Origin of the sequence: Polaribacter haliotis (assembly GCF_014784055.1) — a bacterium.
Lineage (GTDB): Bacteria > Bacteroidota > Bacteroidia > Flavobacteriales > Flavobacteriaceae > Polaribacter > Polaribacter haliotis.
This window is the reverse complement of the sequence record NZ_CP061813.1, coordinates 3136816-3158149: the sequence shown is the minus strand read 5'-3', so window position 1 is coordinate 3158149 and position 21334 is coordinate 3136816. Positions and strand designations below refer to the sequence as shown.

At 30.0% G+C, this 21334-nt stretch carries 19 protein-coding genes, 1 tRNA gene and 1 pseudogene; 7 read left to right on the top strand and 14 right to left on the bottom strand.

The window, feature by feature from the left end; genetic code table 11:
• Nucleotides 1-213: 213 nt before the first annotated feature.
• Complete coding sequence (locus tag H9I45_RS13585) at nt 214-462, bottom strand: hypothetical protein (protein WP_088353998.1); 249 nt, start codon at nt 460-462, stop codon at nt 214-216.
• 1 nt (nt 463) lies between these two features.
• Nucleotides 464-790, bottom strand: coding sequence for a nucleotide pyrophosphohydrolase (locus H9I45_RS13580; RefSeq protein ID WP_088353997.1), 327 nt, complete (start codon nt 788-790; stop codon nt 464-466).
• Nucleotides 791-952: 162 nt separating this feature from the next.
• On the opposite strand from H9I45_RS13580, the gene H9I45_RS13575 reads away from it, so the two are divergent.
• Entirely contained in the window at nt 953-1414 is a 462-nt protein-coding gene (locus tag H9I45_RS13575; protein ID WP_088353996.1) for a hypothetical protein, read from the top strand.
• A gap of 154 nt (nt 1415-1568) precedes the next feature.
• Here the strand turns inward: H9I45_RS13575 and H9I45_RS13570 are convergent, their stop codons facing one another.
• From H9I45_RS13570 to H9I45_RS13555, 5 genes and pseudogenes are all read right to left on the bottom strand, one after another.
• Nucleotides 1569-2123 carry a thioredoxin family protein gene (locus tag H9I45_RS13570; RefSeq protein ID WP_088353995.1) on the bottom strand — a complete coding sequence of 185 codons (555 nt, stop codon included), beginning with the start codon at nt 2121-2123 and terminating at the stop codon, nt 1569-1571.
• Nucleotides 2124-2243: 120 nt separating this feature from the next.
• Nucleotides 2244-3512: a BaiN/RdsA family NAD(P)/FAD-dependent oxidoreductase gene (locus tag H9I45_RS13565; RefSeq protein ID WP_088353994.1), complete on the bottom strand. Its 1269-nt coding sequence runs from the start codon at nt 3510-3512 to the stop codon at nt 2244-2246.
• A gap of 84 nt (nt 3513-3596) precedes the next feature.
• Entirely contained in the window at nt 3597-4589 is a 993-nt protein-coding gene (locus H9I45_RS13560) for a GYDIA family GHMP kinase (RefSeq protein ID WP_254712585.1), read from the bottom strand.
• Nucleotides 4590-4855: 266 nt separating this feature from the next.
• The gene (locus H9I45_RS16500) at nt 4856-5065 is read right to left on the bottom strand and encodes a DUF1569 domain-containing protein (protein ID WP_496559629.1); all 210 of its coding nucleotides are present in this window, start codon (nt 5063-5065) and stop codon (nt 4856-4858) included.
• Nucleotides 5066-5317: 252 nt separating this feature from the next.
• Nucleotides 5318-6583, bottom strand: a pseudogene (locus H9I45_RS13555) (hydroxymethylglutaryl-CoA reductase, degradative); the annotation flags it as partial.
• Between the two features lie 144 nt (nt 6584-6727).
• On the opposite strand from H9I45_RS13555, the gene H9I45_RS13550 reads away from it, so the two are divergent.
• The 3 genes from H9I45_RS13550 (at nt 6728) to H9I45_RS13540 (ending at nt 11125) form a co-directional block, all read left to right on the top strand.
• On the top strand, nt 6728-8926 hold the full coding sequence (locus H9I45_RS13550; RefSeq protein ID WP_088353991.1) for a S9 family peptidase: 2199 nt from the start codon (nt 6728-6730) through the stop codon (nt 8924-8926).
• A 22-nt stretch (nt 8927-8948) separates the two neighbouring features.
• Entirely contained in the window at nt 8949-10457 is a 1509-nt protein-coding gene (locus tag H9I45_RS13545) for a peptide MFS transporter (protein WP_088353990.1), read from the top strand.
• A 122-nt stretch (nt 10458-10579) separates the two neighbouring features.
• Nucleotides 10580-11125, top strand: coding sequence for a thioredoxin family protein (locus tag H9I45_RS13540; protein WP_088353989.1), 546 nt, complete (start codon nt 10580-10582; stop codon nt 11123-11125).
• Between the two features lie 18 nt (nt 11126-11143).
• On the opposite strand, the gene H9I45_RS13535 is transcribed toward H9I45_RS13540, so the two are convergent.
• The 5 genes from H9I45_RS13535 to surE are packed head-to-tail and all read right to left on the bottom strand — an operon-like array spanning nt 11144 to nt 15839.
• Nucleotides 11144-13156: a ComEC/Rec2 family competence protein gene (locus H9I45_RS13535; protein WP_088353988.1), complete on the bottom strand. Its 2013-nt coding sequence runs from the start codon at nt 13154-13156 to the stop codon at nt 11144-11146.
• A gap of 49 nt (nt 13157-13205) precedes the next feature.
• Nucleotides 13206-13682, bottom strand: coding sequence for a C40 family peptidase (locus H9I45_RS13530; protein ID WP_088353987.1), 477 nt, complete (start codon nt 13680-13682; stop codon nt 13206-13208).
• Nucleotides 13683-14792, bottom strand: a complete 1110-nt coding sequence (lpxB, locus tag H9I45_RS13525; protein WP_088353986.1) for a lipid-A-disaccharide synthase — start codon at nt 14790-14792, stop codon at nt 13683-13685.
• A 1-nt stretch (nt 14793) separates the two neighbouring features.
• Nucleotides 14794-15081: a hypothetical protein gene (locus H9I45_RS13520; RefSeq protein WP_088353985.1), complete on the bottom strand. Its 288-nt coding sequence runs from the start codon at nt 15079-15081 to the stop codon at nt 14794-14796.
• Nucleotides 15069-15839, bottom strand: a complete 771-nt coding sequence (surE, locus tag H9I45_RS13515; protein WP_088353984.1) for a 5'/3'-nucleotidase SurE — start codon at nt 15837-15839, stop codon at nt 15069-15071. Before surE ends, H9I45_RS13520 begins: the two co-directional genes overlap by 13 nt.
• Nucleotides 15840-16071: 232 nt before the next feature.
• On the opposite strand from surE, the gene H9I45_RS13510 reads away from it, so the two are divergent.
• Both H9I45_RS13510 and H9I45_RS13505 read left to right on the top strand, forming a co-directional pair.
• Complete coding sequence (locus H9I45_RS13510) at nt 16072-18204, top strand: carboxy terminal-processing peptidase (RefSeq protein WP_088353983.1); 2133 nt, start codon at nt 16072-16074, stop codon at nt 18202-18204.
• A 65-nt stretch (nt 18205-18269) separates the two neighbouring features.
• Nucleotides 18270-18710 carry an acyl-CoA thioesterase gene (locus H9I45_RS13505; RefSeq protein ID WP_088353982.1) on the top strand — a complete coding sequence of 147 codons (441 nt, stop codon included), beginning with the start codon at nt 18270-18272 and terminating at the stop codon, nt 18708-18710.
• Here H9I45_RS13505 and H9I45_RS13500 read toward each other — a convergent pair whose 3' ends face one another.
• Both H9I45_RS13500 and H9I45_RS13495 read right to left on the bottom strand, forming a co-directional pair.
• Nucleotides 18711-19688: a type I phosphomannose isomerase catalytic subunit gene (locus H9I45_RS13500; protein ID WP_088353981.1), complete on the bottom strand. Its 978-nt coding sequence runs from the start codon at nt 19686-19688 to the stop codon at nt 18711-18713. It lies immediately after the preceding gene.
• Nucleotides 19689-19748: 60 nt separating this feature from the next.
• Nucleotides 19749-19830: transfer RNA gene (locus tag H9I45_RS13495), tRNA-Leu, on the bottom strand.
• Between the two features lie 103 nt (nt 19831-19933).
• On the opposite strand from H9I45_RS13495, the gene H9I45_RS13490 reads away from it, so the two are divergent.
• Entirely contained in the window at nt 19934-21328 is a 1395-nt protein-coding gene (locus H9I45_RS13490) for a dipeptidase (protein ID WP_088353980.1), read from the top strand.
• The last annotated feature ends 6 nt before the right edge of the window (nt 21329-21334 follow it).

Here is a 21334-nt window from a genome sequence, read left to right as displayed (position 1 = left end):
AAAAAGTCAGTTCTAAATTTTTAGAACTGACTTTTCTTTTCTGTCATTCCTGCCTTTCGACTTCGCTCAAGATAAACTCCAGCAGGAAATCATAGTTAGTAAATAAATAAAGCTGTAAAACCTCTGTAAAATAATTACCTTTTTTTGAAGTGACTTTTTGAATATTTTGAAGAGTCTCTTTGGATTCCTGCCTTCGCAGGAATGACAAATTACTTATTTCATCTTCTTATTCGTAACCCAAATACCATAAAAAGTACTTATTACAATTTTTAATCCCCAAAAAGTTTTCCATTTATCGCCAGCGAAATTTATTTCATTCACTTTTGCGAAATCGCCAGCAAAAATTTCTTGCCAAGAGTTCATAAATAACGAAATTAAAGTTACCAAAATAAAAAAAGGAATGGCAACTTTTACAAAATTAGACCAGAATAATGGTTGTTTTATTTTTTCTAATAAAGTCATTTTATTTTAATTTTTGATTGTTATGATGGCGATCGTGATCGCGTTTCGTTTTAATATCTAATTTCTTCTCAAAAGCATCTTGCAAATCGATTCCTGTTTGGTTTGCCAAACACAAAACTACGAAAAGCACATCTGCCAATTCTTCTCCTAAATCTTTATTTTTGTCCGATTCTTTTTCACTTTGCTCTCCATAACGTCTTGCAATAATTCTAGCAACTTCACCAACTTCCTCCGTTAATTGTGCCATGTTTGTTAATTCATTAAAATAACGAACTCCGTGATTTTTAATCCAATCGTCTACTTGTTTTTGTGCGTTTTCTATGTTCATTTTTTTTAGTTTCAGAATTACAAAGTTACAAAGTATAAAAGAGAGTTTTAGTAGAATAATTTAGTTTGTATCTAAACTTATTTTCTTATAATTTCGCTAAGACCGATTATTAAGACATTAAAACAACGTCATAATCGTCTTAAGTTAAGTGAAATTTGAGAAATGGAAATAATATTCACAAAAGGTAAAAATAGAAATACTCTAACTTGTAAAAGAAAGGATGGAACATTAACAAGTGCGAATCTTGGACCTGATTTTCCAAATCACGACATTGCTCACTATCTTGTTGAAAAAAAATTCAAATTGGAAAAAGGTTTTTACGGAAAGGTTAAATCTGGAATGACTATAGAAGAATTATCAGATAAAGAAATAATTCGAAATTTGGGCTCTGAAACTTGGCTATCTGAAATTATGGCGAGAAACCTTCAATCTGTTGGTTCTGGTGCAGCGAAAACTGAACAATTTATTGAATTAATAAATTGGGAAGCTCAAAGTATTAACGGAATTAGAGTTCCGCAAATGAACTTAACAGATATTGAAAAAATGAAATTGGAATTTGACCAACTATGCGAAAAGTGGAATTTAATTCCTGAAAATGGACAATTAAAACTGATTTTCGAATAAAAAAACTGCATACAACACCGTAAAAAAATTGCTTGTTTTTAGCTTAACCAAAAAGTCGCTTCATTTTTGCAAACGTTAATTATTCTGCGGAAAATTAGCCGTTCTTAAAAATCGCAACTTTCCAAAACATAAATACGCTAACGAAACTCAAAAATCACTTCCACTTAATCCCACAACCAACACTTGGTTTTTGGTTTTCTATAACAACTTTATTTTCCAGCAAATTATCTAAAGCATTTCTAATATCTTTTCCAGTTATTGGCACTCCATTATTGGGTCTAGAATTGTCTAATTGTCCATGATAAACAGATTCTAAATTTTTATCAAATACATAAAAATCTGGTGTACAAGCTGCATCATAAGCTTTTGCTATTTCTTGAGTTTCGTCAAACAAATACGGAAAAGGATAATTTTGCTTTTCTGCAACTTGCTTCATGTATTTTGGTGCATCTTGAGGATAATTTTCAATATCATTAGAACTAATTGCTATAAAACCAATGCCTTTTTGTTGATATTCATTCGCCATTTTTACCAACTCAGCATTTACATGAATTACAAACGGACAATGATTACAAATAAACATAATTACAGTTCCTTTTGCGCCTTTTACTTCGGTTAAAGAAACCATTTTATCGTTTACTGTATTTCGTAGAGTAAAATCGGGTGCTTTTGCTCCAATTGAAAAATTGTTTGATTCTGTTAATGCCATAATTAGTTTTTAGTGGTTAGGGATTTAAGTATTAGTAATCTCTAAAGTCTTTGCGAGGTGCAAAGCAATCTTTTAATTAGATTAACAGATTGCTTCAATCGTACCTCTTTCGTAATGACGTTATTTTTCAGCCAATGCTTTTGCACAAATAAAACCACCTGTCCATGCATTTTGGAAGTTAAAACCGCCAGTAACAGCATCAATATTTAAAACTTCGCCAACGAAAAAGAGGTTTTTGTGTTTTCTACTTTCAAAACGTTTAAAGTTTATTTCTTTTAAATCGATTCCTCCAGCAGTAACAAATTCATCTTTAAAAGTAGTTCTACCATTTGCATTGTAAACCCCTTTTGTTAATTGATTTGCCAAATTTTCTAATTGACGAGAATTTAAATCTGCCCAATTTTGGTTTGCATCGATTTCAGAAAACTTTACAAAACGTTCCCACAATCTTTTTGAGATTTCTGCAAAAGGCGATTTTAAAATTACCGTTTTTCGAGGTTCTTTCTTTTTTAAATTTAGTAAAACGTTTAATATTTTATCAGTGGGTCTTGAGAGCCAATTTACTTCAATATTATATTGGTACTTTCTATCTGCCAAAATTCTCGCGCCAAAAGCAGACAATTTTAAAACTGCTGGACCACTCATGCCCCAATGTGTAATTAACAAAGGTCCTGACGCTTCTAATTTTGTGCCCACAATATTAACAGTTGCATTTGGAACCGCGATTCCTAATAAATCTACAATTCTTTTATCGTTGATATTAAACGTAAATAAAGACGGAACAGGCTCAATTACAGAATGATCTAAAGTTTCACATAACTCCCACACTTTTTTGGAACTTCCAGCAGCAATTACTAATTTATCTGCTTTAAAAACCTGCTCTTTTGTGTTAACAACCCATTGATTATCTTGTTCATAAACAGAATTTACACCATTGTTTGTCAACACTTTAATTTGCAACTTATCAACAGCTTTTTGGAAGCAATCTATAATTGCCTGACTCGTATTTGCTTCTGGAAAAACACGATTATCATCTTCTATTTTTAATGGAACTCCTCTATCATCAAACCATTCAAAAGTATCTCCTGTCATAAATTGATGAAAAGGACCCAATAACTCTTTTTCTCCTCTTGGATAAAATTTAACCAATTCTTTTGGTTCAAAACATGCATGCGTAACATTACATCTTCCTCCTCCAGAAATTTTTACTTTTTGTAAAACATCTTTCCCTTTTTCGAGAATTATAATGTCTAAATCTGGGTTATTTTCTTTCGCATTTATTGCTGTAAAATATCCTGCTGCTCCTCCTCCAATAATAACAATGAGCCCCTTTTTATTCCCCAAAAGGGAAAATTCACTCTTGCTTTTATCTTTATTTTCTATTTTCATGTTTTACGAATGCTTTCAATTAAAAATATTATGATTTTGTATCAAAACTCCACCAAAAACTTTAATTATAATTTTTATATGTTTTTAACTCACGTTTGAGTTTCCTCCCTTTGGGAGGATTAAGGTGGGCTTAATCATTTCTGAATACGAAAGAATTGTTTGAAATCCTTTATTTTTAAAATAAGCTGGTGTTGTTGAATTTCCTGTAACCATTACAAAATCGCCACCCCAAGCTCCTAAACTTTTAATTTCTCCAAAATAATCTGGAAATAATTTTTCTTTTACTGGTTTTAATTTGATAATTGAACTGATAATTTGCTCGTGTTCAATAATTAATTTATTAAACTCTAATATTGATTTTGCTTCTAAAAACTCATCAGAAATAGCAGAAATTCTTTCTATTTCTTTCTGATAATCATCTCCACTTTCTCTAAATTTTGCGATTCCTTCTTTAGAATCTTGTTTCTGATTCAAATGCACAAAAAACAAATTTTCTTTAAAACTCGGATTAAATTCAACTTGTTCTACTTTCGGTGTCATTTCGAGCGAAGTCGAGAAATCTCTTTTAATTTGATAAAATATTGGTGTATCATTTTGCGCACAAGCAATATCGTAACCACTTCCTTTAAAAGAATTCCATAACAGTTGAAAAGCATCTACATTTGCCCAACTCGCAATAGAATTTATTAAAGTTGATGAACTTCCTAAACCCCAATCTCTTGGAAAAGTGAGTTCCGTTTTTACCAAAAACCCATTTTCTGTTTCCAAAAATTTTGGATTCATATTTTTGGCTTCCTTTAAAATATCTAACAAAGTTTCTGCAATTATATCTGCACTTCCTTCTTTATCTGAATTAAAAGTTGCTGAGATTAATCGTAGTTTTTTTAAATCGAAAATAGCTTCAAACCAACATTCGCCTTTGCTCGTAAAACTTCCCCAAATGATTTCTGGTTCTTTAATTTTTTCAACAATTAAATTTTGCCCGAATTTTGTTGGTAAAGCCAAGGATTTAGCACCATCTAAAACGAGATATTCTCCTGTTAGTAATAATTTTCCGTTTGAATAATAGTTTTTCAAGATAGTTGTTTTTGTCATTCCTGAGTAGGCAGGAATCCATACTAATACTTTAAATATTTCTAACCCAATCTTTAAAAAAGATAGGTGTTTTTATATTCTCCCATTTTAATCATCATTTGTACCATAAATTATTTAATACAAATTATAAACAATAAAAGAAATATAATGTCCTTTTATTTTATTTGTTTTATTACAATATTGATAAGCTACTTTCTTTCATCAATTTACTTACTTTGGATTCCTGCCTACACAAGAATGACAAACTATTAAACCAGCCCAAATTGTTTAAAATGATGTGTAAAATGTTTTACATGAAATTTTTGCCAATGTTCATAATCTAACTCACCAAAAAAAGGATGATTTTCATTTTTTGCGGTTTTAAAATGATCTTGAAAAGCTTCAATTTGAAAAAATAAATCGTTGATAGATTCTTTTATTGTAGAAAATTTCGCAGGAATTGGTTCTTCTGATAACATTGGAGCTTTAAAACCAACTTTCAATTCGCCATCTGTATTTAAAAAGGCTTTTCTTCTTGCCGATTTTCCATCTTCTACAAAAAAATCTGCATTTACTTTTCCGTTAGAAACTTTCATTAAAAAAGACAAATGCTCTATCATTTGTTGTCCATTCATTTTTCCAAAAAGCGGTTTCGTATTCACATTTAAGTTCGTAAGTGTGTTTTTTAAACTCTCAAAATTTAAAAAATTTACCCAATTTACTTTTGGAGCTCTTAATTCTTCCAACTTTTTTACAACTGCACTATGAGAAACAGTTTTAGTATCGAAATATTTTTCAATAATTACTTTTTCGGTATCATTTGCTCCTAACTGATTTAAAATATTCTGCAAGTGCATTTTCATATGTCCATGCTGAATTCCCTTCGTAGTTAAAGCTCTTAAAGCTGCAAAGTTCTGCGCCAAACCAGCTGCTGCCATAATTTGCATTAATTCTCTTGCAGATGGTTTTTGTAACATTTCCAAAGACAATTTCGCCATTGGATGCAAACCTGTTAATCCACCAACAGTTCCTAAAGCCAAAGGAAGTTCTATCCAAAATTTAAAAATTCCGTTTTCAATAGAACAATGAGACAGACTTGTATATTCTCCAGATCTTGCAGCATATGCGTGAACTCCTGCTTCTACAGCTCTAAAATCGTTTCCAGTTGCCAGAACTAACGCATCAACTCCATTCATAATTCCCTTATTATGCGTTACTGCTCTATAAGGTTCTACTTCTGCAATTTGTACTGCCTGATGAAATTTTTCAGCAAATTTCTCTGGATTTTCTCCACCTAAATCTTCTATTTTACAACTTACTTCTGCCCTTACCAAACATTCTGGAACGTAGTTCGAAAGAATACTCATTACCACTTCAATTTCTTCATTTTTAAAAGCATTTGCCATCGCTTCTAAACAGGAATTTATAAAGTTTGCACCCATAGAATCTTTGGTTTCAAACGTTACATGCAATTGATAATAGTTGGCAATTTTATCGGTTTTGTCTTTTAATTCAATATTTAAAATTCCTCCACCACGTTTTTCCATATTTTTAGTAATGGAAGCTGTTGATGCCAATAATTCTGTTTTATTTTTGTTGAAATAAGTTTCTAGATCGGCTTTTTTGCCAGCATACATAAAATGTATTTGTCCGATTTTGGTTGTTGAAATTACTTCCGTTGTAAAACCACCTCTTGTACTCCAAAATTTCCCCACCAAAGAAGCCGCTGCAACTACAGAACTTTCTTCTATTACCATTGGTAAAACATAGGTTTTATTATTAATAACAAAATTTGGAGCTACTCCAAATGGCAAATAAAAATTTGTGATGGTGTTTTCTATAAAATCGTCATGTAATTGTTGTAAACCATCATCTTCATTCCAATATTGTTCTAAAATAGATTTCGCATTTGGATTCTCGTTTAAGTAATTCTCTGTTAGCCAATTGATTTTTTCCGCTTTTGTAAACTTGGAAAAACCTGATATTTTTTTGCTCATTTATCTTTCTGTAATCTATATTAAACAAATATAAATGAATCCTCTAAAACATCGTACTATATTCAACTTTTCTCATTTTTTTACCATTTTTTTGTTGATTTTTCCGTAAACTTGGCAAACTTTTATTAAATATTAAGGTCTGTGATGAAGAAACTATTCATTTTAGCAACTATTTTACTTTTATCTAATTGTAATGATAAGAACACAACAAGTTCTAACGAAGGTGAAGGAACAAAAGAAATTTCTTTGGAAGAGATTTGGGATGGTACTTTTTCTACAGATAGAATGAACGCTTTAAACTCCATGAATGGCGATTTTTATTCTCTTTTAAATTACGATAAAGATAGCAAAGAAACCACAGTAGATAAATATAGTTACCAAACTTTAGAGAAAGTAGAAACTATTGTAAACAGTAAAAATTTACAAGATTTAGACGGCTTTTCTTCTTACAGTTTTAATGCAGATGAAACCAAATTAATCTTAGGAACAAATTTCGAAAAGATATTTAGACGTTCTTTTAAAGGTACTTTTTATGCGTATGATATTGCTTCCAAAAAACTAAGTTTAATTGGAAAAGACATACAAGAACCTATTTTTTCTCCTGACAATAAAAAGATTGCTTATGCAAAAAACAACGATCTTTTTATTAAAGATTTTGCGAATAATTCTGTCATTAAAGTTACAAAAGACGGTAAAAAAAACAGTATTATTAACGGAATTACAGATTGGGTTTACGAAGAAGAATTTGGTTTTGTAAGAGCTTTTGAATGGAGTAAGGACAGTAAAAATTTAGCTTTTTTACGTTTTGACGAAAGCGAAGTTCCAACTTTTTCTATGGATATTGTTGGTACTGGAAATTACCCAACGCAACAAGTTTTTAAATACCCAAAAGCAGGCGAAAAAAATGCAGTTGTAACTTTGCACATGTTCTCTATTTCATCAAAAAGAACAAAGAAAATTGCTTTGGGCGATTACGAATATATTCCAAGAATTAAATGGTCTAATGATGCGAATATTTTAGTTGCTACGACTTTGAATCGCCATCAAAATGATTTAAAATTACACAAAGTAAATGCTTTAAATGGCAGGACTACTTTGCTTTTAAATGAAACTGATAAAGCCTATGTAGATATTCATGATAATTTAACTTTTTTAGCAGACAATAGTTTTATTTGGACGAGCGAAAAAGACGGATTCAATCATATTTATCACTATGATTTCTATGGAAAACTAATCAACCAAGTTACCAAAGGAAAATGGGAAGTAACGAATTACTATGGTTTTAATAAAGACAAGAAAACAATTTATTATCAATCTGTAGAAAATGGCTCTACCAATAGAGGTGTATATTCTATTGATTTAGATGGAAATAACAAGAAAATATTAAGTAAAAAAGATGGCACAAATCAAGCTGCTTTTAGCACCAACTTAAATTATTTTATTAACACCTATTCATCTGCAAAAACACCTCCAATTTATTCTTTATATACTGCTGAAGGAGAAATGTTGAAAGCAATTAAAGAAAATAATAAACTTCAAAAAGATTTATTGAAATATAAAATGAGTCCGAAAGAATTTTCCACCATTGAAATTAATGGAAACGAATTGAATATGTGGATGATTAAACCTGTGGATTTTGATGAAAATAAAAAATATCCATTATTAATGTTTCAATATTCTGGACCTGGTTCGCAACAAGTAGCAAATCGCTGGAATGCAAGTAACGATTATTGGCATAATATGTTAGCCCAAAAAGGAATGATTGTGGTTTGTGTAGATGGACGTGGAACCGGTTTTAAAGGAAGTGATTTTAAAAAATCTACCTACTTAAATTTAGTAAAATATGAATCTGAAGACCAAATTACAGCGGCTAAAAAGTTGGCAGAACGTTCTTATATTGATAAAAATAATATCGGGATTTGGGGTTGGTCTTTTGGTGGACATATGAGTACAAATTCACTTTTAAAAGGAAATGATATTTTTACAACTGCAATTGCTGTTGCTCCAGTAACTTCTTGGCGTTTTTACGACACTGTGTACACAGAACGTTTTTTGAGAACTCCACAAGAAAATCCTGCTGGTTATGATGAGAATTCTCCAATAAATTATGCAGATAAGTTAGAAGGAAACTATTTATTAGTCCATGGAACTGGAGATGACAATGTACATGTGCAAAATTCTTATAGAATGACAAACGCTTTAATTGAAGCCAATAAACAATTCGACCAATTTATTGTACCAGATAGAACTCATGGAATTTACAAAGGAAAAAACATGCGTTTGAATTTATATACGAAAATGACCAACTTTTTAGAAGAAAATTTACTAAATAAAACAAAATAACAAACCGAAATAAATAATAATTATGTTAGACAAAGGAGTTAGTACAACTACAGAAGATCCACAAATGTTTGGACACCCAAAAGGGTTATTTTACTTATTTTTTGCAGAATTATGGGAACGTTTTAGTTTCTATGGAATGAGAGCGTTGTTAACGCTATACATGGTTCAAGAAATATTTAAAGCAATTGCAGAGCGAGACACAGCAACAGCTGTTGTATATGCTTCTTACGGATCTTTGGTGTATGCTTCCACTGTTATTGGTGGGCAGATTTCTGATAAAATTTTAGGAATGCGAAGCTCTATATTTTTAGGAGGAATTTTAATGGCAGTTGGGCATTTTGTGTTGGCTGTGGAAAATGATGTTGCATTTTTCGTAGCACTTGCTTTAATTGTTGTTGGTAATGGTTTTTTTAAACCAAATATTTCAACATTTGTAGGTGCGCTTTACGAAGAAGGAGATGTTAGAAAAGATTCTGGTTTTACCATTTTCTATATGGGAATTAACATTGGTGGTTTTGTGGCACCTCTTTTATGTGGTTGGTTAGCTGCAGAATATGGATGGCATTATGGTTTTGGATTGGCTGGTATTGGTATGATGGCAGGTTTAATTTTCTTTTGGAGCGGTATTAAAAAGAACGTTTTTGGAGATAAAGGTATGCCACCTAGTAAGGAAATATATGAAAAACAAATAATAGGAATACCTCAAAAAACATTAATCCCAATTATAGCAGTATTATTTGTACCTGTAATTGCATATTTACTTTCTTCTTGGCAACAAAATTATGTTGGTGGAATATTTAAGTTTATTGGTTTTGCAGTTTTAGCGTATTTAGGATACATTATGTATAGCCTAGACTCTGTTGCTCGTAAGAAATTATTTATGGCAGTTTTAATTACTTTCTTTATGACCTTATTCTGGGGTTTTCATGAATTATCTGGAAGTGTAATTACATTATTCGCCTCAAGAAATGTTGCCTTAGATGGCATAATGTCTGCAAGTCAAACAAATGCTTTAAACTCAATGTTTATTATAATTTTAGCAATTCCAATTTCTCTTTTATGGGGTTATTTAGCTAAGAATAAACTAAATCCAAGGACTCCTTATAAATTTGGATTAGGACTTCTTTTAGCTGGTGCAAGTTTTTACATACTTTCTTTAAGTGGTGCTAGTGCAGATGCCAATGGGATGGTTCCTTTTACCTATTTATTAGTAATGTATTTTATTATTTCTATTGGAGAATTATTTATGTCTCCTGTAGGTTTATCGAAAATTACAGATTTATCTCCAAAAAACATTGTCGCTTTTATGATGGGAGTTTGGTTTTTATCATCTGCTTTCGCATTTCAAATTGTAGGATTTATCTCTGAACAATTAGCAATCGAGAGTACAGATGCAAATGTTGGAGGGATTGAAACACTTAGTGTTTATACAGATGGATTTCACTTAATTGCTTTATACGCCTTAGGAGCAGGAGCAATTGTATTGTTATTCTCTCCATTAATGAAAAAATTAATGGGTAACGTTCATTAATAAAAAATATTTTAAAAGCCTCACAAAGTTAAATTGTGAGGCTTTTTTTATGCTAAAAATATCTAAAATTTAATTTTTAAAATTCTTTGTAAATTTGGCATACCATTTGCGAACTACTTCATATGAAAAAAATAATAACAATTATAGCAATAACCGCCTTTGTATTTCAAACGAATGCTCAAAAAATAAATTGGATTACTTTAGAAAAAGCTGTGGAGCTTCAAAAAACAAATCCTAAAAAAATTATGATGGACATGTATGCTGTTTGGTGTGGTCCTTGTAAAATGTTAGATAAAAATACTTTTCAGAATAAAAGTGTTGCTGCATACGTAAATAAAAACTACTATGCTGTAAAGTTTAATGCTGAAGGAAATGAGGAAATTTCTTTTAAAGATAAGGTCTATAAAAACCCTAATTACGATTCTAAAAAAGCAAGAGGCAGAAATTCTGGGCACGAATTATCTGCTTATTTTGGAGTGAGAGCATATCCAACAATTGTTTTCTTGGATGAAAAAGCCGATTTTATTGCTCCAATTCCTGGTTACAAAACTCCAAAACAATTAGAATTGTTTTTAAAATTATTTAAAAGCGATGCTTACAAAGAGATAAAAAGTAAAGAAGATTTTGTAAAATATCAAGAGACATTTCAATTTGAATTTTCAGAATAAATATTGAACAAATAGTTATTACTTTAGAATATAAGCTCCATTTTTACCTGTGTAAAAAAATGGAGTTTTTTGTTTATTAGAAGTTTCTTCCCATCTAAATACATAACTTTTATAATTAGAACCATCTGCAATTATTTGACTTGGTTTTATTGTTTTAATTAGTCTTTCTAAATTTATTTTAGGTGAATATTGTAGTAAAATAATTGGGTTCTTTAAATCTCGAAATTGATAAACTCCTAAACTATCTACCAGTAAAATATTCTTGTTTGTAAACTGAATGAAATTGTTGAAGTTTACAGCTTTTGTTTTCGAAATTCTTTCTGAAACCCTGTAAGATTTAATACTAAAATTATCTTTAAATTCGATAGAATCTAAATCGTGTTGTAATAATAATTTTTCGCCTGTTCTTTCACCAATTATAGAAGATCTACTTTTATGAAAAACAATTAATTCCTCTTTATTTTTATTTTTTTTAGTTTCATAAAAATAAATACTTTGTACTCCTAAAATCGCGATTAAAACAGCTATTAATTTTTTTTGTTTTTTTTGAATTAAAAAGTCAACACTAAAAACTATAAGAGCATACCAAGCCAACATCCATAAAAATGAGATGGATATTTCTTTGAATAAAAAAGCTTCTTGATGCGAAATCCAACTTACAAAATTGTTCATCAAAGAAATTACGACTCCATATAAATCTGCCATAAATTGTGGTAAAATATTTAATAACGAAGTTATAATTACTAAAATTCCACCCAGTAAAATATACATTAGAAAAGGTATAATTACTAAATTAGAAGCCAAAAACAACCCTGGAATTTGTTCAAAATAATAAATACTTAAAGGTAAAATTCCTATTTGAGCTGCTATTGAAACTGTAAATAATTGCCATATTTTGTCTAAAATTTTCACTTTTGCTTGTATTAATTGATACAATTTTGGTTGCACCCAAATAATACCAAAAACTGCTAGATAACTCAATTGAAACCCAACATCGAACAAAAACATAGGTTTTATAATTAGTAAGAAAAATAATGAAGAAACTAACGAGAAGAAGACAACATTTTTCTTTTTAAAACTTAAACCAACTGCTAAAAAAGTAAACATGGTAACTGCTCTTACAACTGATGCTGAAAGTCCTGCAATAAATGCAAAAACCCATAATAGAAAAATTATAATAATTGTTTTTAGGTACTTTCCATTTTGTATTCTTTCTAAAGGTTTAAAGATAAAAGAAAGCATTAACAATATTACTCCAACATGTAAACCCGAAACTGCTAAAATGTGAATTGCACCTGCTCTAGAATAATTTGCAATTAATTCTTTTGAAATACCTTGTCTTTGTCCTAAAAGCAAAGCATTTATTACAGATAATTCGTCTTCTTTAAAATAATATTTCTTTAAAGATTCTTGTACTAAATCTCTAAATTTTGCAGACAAACCCACTAATGTAGTACTTTGAGATTTTAATATTAAAAAACGATTATTCTCTGTAAATATTTGTTGATGGATTCCTTGTTTGGCTAAATAACATTTATAGTTAAATTGATGAGGATTTAATGGTGGATTTATCGCTAAAAACTCAGGTTTTAAATCGATTAAATCATCGACTTTTAAGGAATTATATAAACTGTCTTTTTGGACATTTAATAAAACTATTCCTATCGTTTTTTGTTGCTGAATTTGAATTACTTCAGCTTCATATTTATCTGAATAATTTCCAGATTTTAAAATCTTTTTTATTTTAAGTATAACGTTTTCCTCAGCTTTTAGATGATGTTGGTAATAACTATCATAATTAGTATCATCAGTAATAAAAACAGAGAAAACTCCAATATTAAAGAAAATAATTGCGGTTAAAATAGTTGTTACAAAACGATTTCTAATCAATAATAGAAGCGCAAGAACTAAAAATATCGAGAAAGATTCTTGAAAATTAAATGTCCAAAATTTCGTATAAAATTGAACAAGGATTCCAATAATTAAAAACACTGTAAAGTGCATGGGTAAATAATTCTTTAGCTTTTTCATGGCTAGCTAAAGATACTATATATTTTTCAAACATCTATAAAACAGTAAATTACAAAATATTAGTTGCTTTTACAAAGGCATTTTTCCAATATTTTTCTGATAATGAAGAAACAATAACACCTCTAGAAGTTGTAGAATGAATAAATCGAATAACTCCTTTTTTTACGGAAACAATTAAACCAACATGATTTATTCTTCTTTTAGTTTTAGAGGTTTTAAAGAATAATAAATCGCCTTTTTTAACCTTTTTTAAAGGGACTTTCTTTCCACTTTTTGCAATATCTCTAGAAATTCTTGGCAACTGAACATTTTCTTCTCCAAAAGCAACATATACAATTCCAGAACAGTCCATTCCTCTTTTGGTAGTACCTCCGAATTTATATCTAACACCTTGATATTTTAAGGCATTTGCAACAATCTTATCAGCTTTCGAAATTGGTTTATTCGAAGTTTTAACAACTTTCTTCGAAGACGAGCAACTCATCAACATAGAGAATAATACAACAAGGAAAACACCTTTTTTCATCTAATTAAACTGGTTTACAATTTCTGTGGCTACTTTTTTAGAAGCTCCCTTTCCTCCTAGTTTTTTCTCTAAATCGAAATATGCTAAAAACAGTTCTTCTCTATGTTTTGTTTCCAAAATTTTAGCTAGCTCTTTTCGTAGATTTTTTGTTGTAAAATCGTTCTGAATTAATTCTTTAACCACTTCTTTGTCCATAATTAAATTTACTAAAGAAATAAATTTAAGTGTTATAATTCTTTTGGCAATTTGATAAGAAATAGCGCTTCCTTTATAACAAACTACTTGTGGCACTTTAAACAAAGCTGTCTCTAAAGTTGCAGTTCCAGAAGCCACTATAGCAGCATAAGAAACGCTTAATAAATCGTGTGTTTTATTATTAATGAATTTTACATCTTTACCTTTAATTATATTTTGATAAAAACTTAAATCTTGACTTGGAGCTCCAGCAATTACGAATTCATAATCTTTAAAATCTCCTGTTAGAGACAACATTACAGCCAGCATTTTCGAAATCTCTTGCTTTCTACTTCCTGGTAATAATGCTATAATGGGTTTATTACTTAAACTATGTATTTTTCGGAATTCCTTCTCTTTTACTTGAGTTCTACCTGCAATTGCATCAATTAATGGATGTCCAACAAAAGAAACTTCGTAATTGTATTTTTTATAAAAATCTTTTTCAAAAGGAAGAATTACAAACATTTTATCTATGTCTCTTTTAATATCTTCCACTCTTCCTGCTCTACTTGCCCAAACTTGTGGCGAAATATAATAATTGGTTTTAAAACCAGCTTCTTTTGCCCATTTTGCAACTCGTAAATTAAAACCAGAGTTATCTATAAAAATAATTACATCTGGCTTAAATGCTGCAATATCTTTTTTGCAAAATTTAATAAAGCCTAAAACTTTACTTAGGTTCATTAAAACTTCCACAAAACCCATAAAAGCACGTTCCTTATAATGTGTAACTAAAGTTCCACCAACAGCATGCATTAAATCTCCTCCCCAAAAACGAATATCGGCATTTGTATCTTCTTTAAACAATTCTTTCATTAAGTTAGAACCATGTAAGTCTCCAGAAGCTTCACCTGCAATTATGTAGTATTTCATTTTAGAAAAATTTTAAAACCAGTGTTGTTAGCGCAATTAAAATAGTCGCAATTAAAACACCTTTTGCTTTATTATCTTGTTTCTTTTTAATGAAAACAAAAAACACAAACAAATTCGGAATTGCAGCTAAAGAAAGTACTTTTCCATATAAATTTCCTTCACGAATCATTTGTAGAGTTTCATTAAAATTATATCTAGAAAAGTATTCTAAATATAAAAATATGCCTCCAAAAGTGGCGAATAACGATACTAAAACTCCAATTAAAATATCTTTCTTTACAGTTCCCAAGAATTTAATTTTTGAATCATATGATGTGCAGTCATATCAAATTGAACAGGAACTACAGAAATATAGCCATTTTCCAATGCATAAATATCTGTATCTTGTCCTTTATCTTTATTTACAAATTCGCCAGAAAGCCAATAGTACTCTTTTCCAAACGGACTTTTACGTTTGTCGAAAATTTCTTTCCAATAACCATTTGCTTGTCTACAAATTTTTACTCCTTTGATTTCTTCTTTCTTTAAATTTGGGATATTCACATTCAAAACAACACCTTCTGGAATTCCGTTTAAAAGTGCATTTAAAGTAATATTTTTTACAAATTCTTCAGATGGTTTAAAATCTGCATGCCATTTAAAATCTAACAAAGAAAATCCAATTGCAGGAACACCTTCAATACCTGCTTCAACTGCAGCACTCATGGTTCCAGAATAAATAACGTTAATAGATGAATTCGCACCATGGTTTATACCAGATACACATAAATCTGGTCTTCTATTTAATATTTGATTAACTGCCATTTTTACACAATCTGCAGGAGTTCCAGAACAGGTATATTCTAATTGTGGACCATCGTCTATCGTAATTGGGTTACAAGTAAGAACATTATCTACAGTAATTGCATGTCCCATTCCACTTTGTGGACTATCTGGAGCAACCACTACAACATCGCCAATTTTATTCATTATATTAATTAAAGCTCTTAATCCTGGAGCAGTTATTCCATCGTCGTTAGTTACTAAAATCAGTGGTTTTTCTTGCATAATTGGTTATTTTGAAAACAAATGTAGTTCATTTATTGGAGTTTCTTTTTAACAATTTGTAAAGAATATCCAAGTCTTTTTTTACGTAATATTGTGTTAATTAGTTTTAGATTCTAAAAATACCCAAATAAAAATAAGAAGAATATTCGTTTTTAAAAATATTTGGCATTATTTTAGTAACCAAGAAACTTAGAAGAAGTAATTATACAATACAAATCACGACATATTATATATGAACAAGAAAAATAAAATCAGTATTTCTATATTAGCTTTCCTAATGCTAATAACTAGCGTAAGTTTTCAAGCGAATAGCGAAATTAACATTAAAGATCCCAATAAAGATAAAATTCTTATTTATGTTTTAAAGAACATTCTTACCAGAGGCCATTTTGTTGTTAAAGATATGAATGACGATTTCTCTGAAAAAGTTTATAAAAATTTTATAGACGGTTTAGATCCTAGCAAACGTTATTTTACACAAGAAGATTTAAAAGAATTTTCTACATTCAAATACGAAATTGACAATCAACTTTTAAAGGATGATGTTTCTTTTTACAATTTAGTGTATGGTCGTTTTTCAGAAAAAATTAAAGATGCAAAATCTTATTACGCAGATATATTAGCAAAGTCTTTTAACTTTAATAAAAATGAAAATATAGACGTCGATTACGATAATGTTCCATTTGCAAATAATGAAAGCGAACTTATTGATTATTGGAGAAAGCAATTAAAATTAAGTACGTTAAGTAGAATTCAAGATAAACTTGAAAAACAAGAAAGTAAACTTAAAAAAGATAAAAAACACAAAACAAAATCGTTTAAAGAATTAGAAAAAGAAGCAAGAGCAGAAGTTCTAAAAAACATGAACGAATTGTATTTAAGAATCGAAGAATTAGAACACGAAGACTGGTTTTCTACTTTTTTAAATAGTGTTGTTGGCGCTTTTGACCCACACACAACATATATGGCTCCAAGAATAAAAGAACGTTTCGACCAAGACATGTCTGGGAAATTAGAAGGAATTGGAGCTCGTTTATTAAAAAAAGGAATTTATACAGAAATTTTTGAATTAGTTTCTGGAGGTCCTGCTTGGAAGCAAGGAGATTTAGAAGTTGGAGATATTATTTTAGAAGTTGCTCAAGGAGATGAAGAACCTTTGGATATTGTTGGTATGCGTTTAGATGATGCCATTAAATTTATCAAAGGAAAAAAAGGAACTGAAGTACGATTAACGGTTAAGAAAAAATTAGATGGTTCTACAGAAATAATTTCAATTATTAGAGATGTTGTAGAATTAGAAGAAACTTTTGTAAAATCTACCATTGTAGAAAAAAATGGTAAAAAATACGGTTTAATAGATTTACCAAGATTTTATATCGATTTTTCTGACAGTAATGCAAGAGATTCTGCGAAAGATATGGAGAAAGAAATTGAACGTTTAAAAAGCGAAAATGTTTCTGGTTTATTAATAGATTTAAGAAATAATGGGGGTGGCTCTTTAAAAACTGCCATCGAAATTGCTGGTTTATTTATTACTGAAGGTCCAGTTGTTCAAGTGAAATATCGTGGACAAGATCCAGTTGTTAAAAACGATGTAGATCCAAAAATGCAATGGGATGGCTCTGTTGTGGTTTTAGTAAATGAACTATCTGCTTCTGCTTCAGAAATTTTTGCTGCTGCAATGCAAGATTATGGTAGGGCTGTAATTATTGGTGGAAATCAAACGTATGGTAAAGGAACTGTGCAAAGTGTAATTCCCATTAATAATTTTTACCCAAAATTTGAAGATGATTTAGGTGCAATAAAAATGACAATTCAAAAATTCTATAGAGTTAATGGTGGTTCCACACAAATTGAAGGTGTTTATTCGGATATTGCAATGCCAGATAGATATAGTTATATGAAGTTCGGAGAGCGCGATTTAGAAGGTGCTTTGGTTTGGGATAAAGTTCCACAAGCAAAATATACACAAACAAATTCATATCAAAATTTTTCTGAAGTTGTAAATAATAGTAAAGAAAGAATTGCAAATAATCCGAAATTCAATTTAATTAACGATTATGCAAAATGGCTAAAGAAAAACCAAGACAATACTTCATTTTCTTTAAATTATAAAGAATTTTCAGATGATAGTAAGAAACAAGAAAATTCTGCAAAAAAATATAAGACAGCTTTCGAATATAAATCGAATTTAACTTTTAATTCTCCAAAATATGAGCTTCCTTCACTAAAAAAGGATTCTATTTTGGAGCAAAAAAGAGAAGATTGGCATAAAAATCTTGCTAAGGATGTATATGTTGCAGAAGCATTAAATGTGTTAAGTGAACTAAAATTAAAAGACGGTACACAAATCGTAAAAAATTAAATTACAAACAATCTTATTAACCTGATAAAATTAAAATTTTATCAGGTTTTTTTATACTACAAACTATGAATTTTAAAATTGAATTTGCTACAAAATGGTCGGATTTCGACCCTAACAGACACATGCGCCATACAGCTTATAATGATTATGCTGCAGAAGTTCGTGTCCGTTTTTTTGCAGCACATAATTTTTCTATCGAAGAATTTACAAAGCACAATATTGGTCCAATTCTATTTACTGAAGAAACTTCGTTCCGAAAAGAAATTCATTTAGGAGAAAATATTACTGTAAATTTAAAATTATGTGGTATTTCCGAAAATAACGAACGTTGGAAATTAGTGCACGAAGTTTTTAATGAAGCTGGGAAGTTATCTGCAATAATTAAAGTCTATGGAGCTTGGATAGATTTAACAAAAAGAAAACTTACAGTACCACCAAAAGAAACTGAAAGCTTATTTTTATCAGCTGAAAAAACTGAAGATTTCGAGATTATTCCTATGAAGTAATTATAGATAAACTTCTAAAATCTTGCTGTTTTTAGATACTGTATTTAACTCTATTTTATCTATGGAAGCAGGTAATAAAATTGTTTCTCCTTTTTTAAGTTGATAAATTTCGTTATCGAATTTTAGTTCAAGAGATCCATCTACACAAATATAAATTACAAAAGAATCTAAATTTGAGAAGTCTTTTGTAATTGTATTTTCGACAATTAAAATATTTGTTTTAAAGTAAGGCGAATGCACTAATTCATTAGAAATATTCGATGCTGTTTCGTAATAAGTCTTATACTCTTTATGAGATTTAAAATCGATAACATCTATAGCTAAATCGTTATGTAAATCTCTTAATTTACCAGTTTTAGCATCTACTCTATCATAATCGTAAATTCGGTATGTAATATCTGAGGTTTGCTGAATTTCCGCCAATAAAACGCCTGCTCCAATGGCATGCACTCTTCCTGTAGGAATATAAAAAGTATCACCTTCAGAAACTTTTTCATGGTGTAAAACTTCTAAAATAGAACCTTCATCTAAATGTTTTTTATATCCTTCTTTATCTAATTCTTTATCAAAACCAACAATAAGTTCTGCGTCTTCATCAGCTTCCATTACATACCACATTTCATTTTTTCCAAATGAATTGTGTCGTTCTTTAGCAATTTCGTTACTTGGATGCACTTGAATAGACAAAGGTGTTTTTGCATCAATAAATTTTATCAATAAAGGAAATTCTGTCCCGAATTGTTGGTAAACTTTATTTCCTAAGAAATCTCCTTTAAATTCCTTAATTAGATTTCTTAAGGTTTTGCCCGTAAAAGGCCCTTCAGAAACTACTGTTTCACTATTTTCCACATCAGAAATTTCCCAAGATTCTCCAATATTATTTTCTGAATATTCTTTATTTAAAACTGTTTTCAATTTTTCTCCACCCCACAATCTATAACTAAATACTGGCGAAAATTTTAATGGATGTAATTTCATGAAAATAAAAATTAATTAAAAATAAAAAAAGCTGAAGTTTTCACTTCAGCTTTCATATTGTACAGGCGGAGAGACTCGAACTCTCACACCTCGCGGCACTAGATCCTAAGTCTAGCGTGTCTACCAATTCCACCACGCCTGCAACTTTTCCGAAGATTTCGGGATGCAAATATAAACAATCCTTAGAAACTACAAACTTGTTCATTATAATTTTTATATTTTTGAGTTAAATAAAACAAATGCTCATGAATTCTATAAATTCCTATATAAAAAATAACAAACAACGCTTTTTAGATGAATTAGTCGATTTATTAAAAATTCCATCTATTAGTGCAGATAAAGCATACAAAAAAGATGTGTTAAATACAGCAGATTTTGTTTTAGAAAGCTTAAAAAAAGCAGGTTGCGACCAAGTTGAAATGTGTGAAACACCAGGCTATCCAATAATCTATGGAGAAAAAATTATCGATAAAGATTTACCTACAATATTAGTTTATGGACATTATGATGTGCAACCAGCAGACCCAATAGAACTTTGGAGTTCTCCACCTTTTGAGCCTGTAATTAAGAAAACAGAAATTCATCCTGAAGGAGCCATTTTCGCAAGAGGTTCTTGTGATGATAAAGGACAAATGTATATGCACGTTAAAGCCTTGGAGTATATGACTTCTACTGGAAACTTACCTTGCAACGTAAAATTTATGATTGAAGGTGAAGAAGAAGTAGGTTCTGAAAGTTTGGCTTGGTTTGTTCCAAGAAATAAAGAAAAATTAGCCAATGATGTTATTTTAATTTCAGATACAGGAATGATTGCTAACGACATTCCGTCCATAACTACAGGTTTACGTGGTTTAAGTTATGTGGAAGTGGAAGTTACAGGACCAAATAGAGATTTACATTCTGGTTTGTATGGTGGTGCAGTTGCAAATCCAATTAATATTTTAACAAAAATGATTGCTTCTTTGCATGATGAAAACAATCGTATTACAATTCCTGGTTTTTATGATAATGTTGAAGATTTATCAACCGAGGAAAGAGCAGAAATGTCAAAAGCACCATTTTCTTTGGAGAACTATAAAAAATCTATTGCAATTGGAGATGTTTATGGAGAAGAAGGATATTCTACAAACGAAAGAAACGCTATAAGACCAACTTTAGATGTAAATGGAATTTGGGGAGGGTATATTGGTGAAGGCGCAAAAACAGTAATTGCAAGCAAAGCTTACGCTAAAATTTCGATGCGTTTGGTTCCAAATCAAGATTGGAAAGAAATTACCGAATTATTCAAAAATCATTTCGAGAGTATTGCTCCGAAAGCGGTTTCTGTAAAAGTAACTCCACATCATGGAGGGCAAGGTTATGTTACTCCTATAGATAATATCGCATATCAAGCTGCTAGCAAAGCATACGAAACCACTTTTGGTAAAACACCAATTCCACAAAGAAGTGGAGGAAGTATACCTATTGTTGCGCTTTTCGAACAAGAATTAAAAAGTAAAACTATTTTAATGGGCTTTGGTTTAAATTCGGATGCTATTCATTCTCCAAACGAGCATTTTGGTGTTTGGAATTACTTAAAAGGTATCGAAACAATTCCTTACTTTTATACTTACTTTACAGACCTACACCAACAACAATAAAATTAA

What these genes read in the sequence shown, in the direction of transcription:
- H9I45_RS13585 (WP_088353998.1), bottom strand. Translation starts at nt 462, where the DNA reads ATGACTTTATTAGAAAAAATAAAACAACCATTATTCTGGTCTAATTTT.
- H9I45_RS13580 (WP_088353997.1), bottom strand. Translation starts at nt 790, where the DNA reads ATGAACATAGAAAACGCACAAAAACAAGTAGACGATTGGATTAAAAAT.
- H9I45_RS13575 (WP_088353996.1), top strand. Translation starts at nt 953, where the DNA reads ATGGAAATAATATTCACAAAAGGTAAAAATAGAAATACTCTAACTTGT.
- H9I45_RS13570 (WP_088353995.1), bottom strand. Translation starts at nt 2,123, where the DNA reads ATGGCATTAACAGAATCAAACAATTTTTCAATTGGAGCAAAAGCACCC.
- H9I45_RS13565 (WP_088353994.1), bottom strand. Translation starts at nt 3,512, where the DNA reads ATGAAAATAGAAAATAAAGATAAAAGCAAGAGTGAATTTTCCCTTTTG.
- H9I45_RS16500 (WP_496559629.1), bottom strand. Translation starts at nt 5,065, where the DNA reads ATGTTATCAGAAGAACCAATTCCTGCGAAATTTTCTACAATAAAAGAA.
- H9I45_RS13550 (WP_088353991.1), top strand. Translation starts at nt 6,728, where the DNA reads ATGAAGAAACTATTCATTTTAGCAACTATTTTACTTTTATCTAATTGT.
- H9I45_RS13545 (WP_088353990.1), top strand. Translation starts at nt 8,949, where the DNA reads ATGTTAGACAAAGGAGTTAGTACAACTACAGAAGATCCACAAATGTTT.
- H9I45_RS13540 (WP_088353989.1), top strand. Translation starts at nt 10,580, where the DNA reads ATGAAAAAAATAATAACAATTATAGCAATAACCGCCTTTGTATTTCAA.
- H9I45_RS13535 (WP_088353988.1), bottom strand. Translation starts at nt 13,156, where the DNA reads ATGAAAAAGCTAAAGAATTATTTACCCATGCACTTTACAGTGTTTTTA.
- H9I45_RS13530 (WP_088353987.1), bottom strand. Translation starts at nt 13,682, where the DNA reads ATGAAAAAAGGTGTTTTCCTTGTTGTATTATTCTCTATGTTGATGAGT.
- lpxB (WP_088353986.1), bottom strand. Translation starts at nt 14,792, where the DNA reads ATGAAATACTACATAATTGCAGGTGAAGCTTCTGGAGACTTACATGGT.
- surE (WP_088353984.1), bottom strand. Translation starts at nt 15,839, where the DNA reads ATGCAAGAAAAACCACTGATTTTAGTAACTAACGACGATGGAATAACT.
- H9I45_RS13510 (WP_088353983.1), top strand. Translation starts at nt 16,072, where the DNA reads ATGAACAAGAAAAATAAAATCAGTATTTCTATATTAGCTTTCCTAATG.
- H9I45_RS13505 (WP_088353982.1), top strand. Translation starts at nt 18,270, where the DNA reads ATGAATTTTAAAATTGAATTTGCTACAAAATGGTCGGATTTCGACCCT.
- H9I45_RS13500 (WP_088353981.1), bottom strand. Translation starts at nt 19,688, where the DNA reads ATGAAATTACATCCATTAAAATTTTCGCCAGTATTTAGTTATAGATTG.
- H9I45_RS13490 (WP_088353980.1), top strand. Translation starts at nt 19,934, where the DNA reads ATGAATTCTATAAATTCCTATATAAAAAATAACAAACAACGCTTTTTA.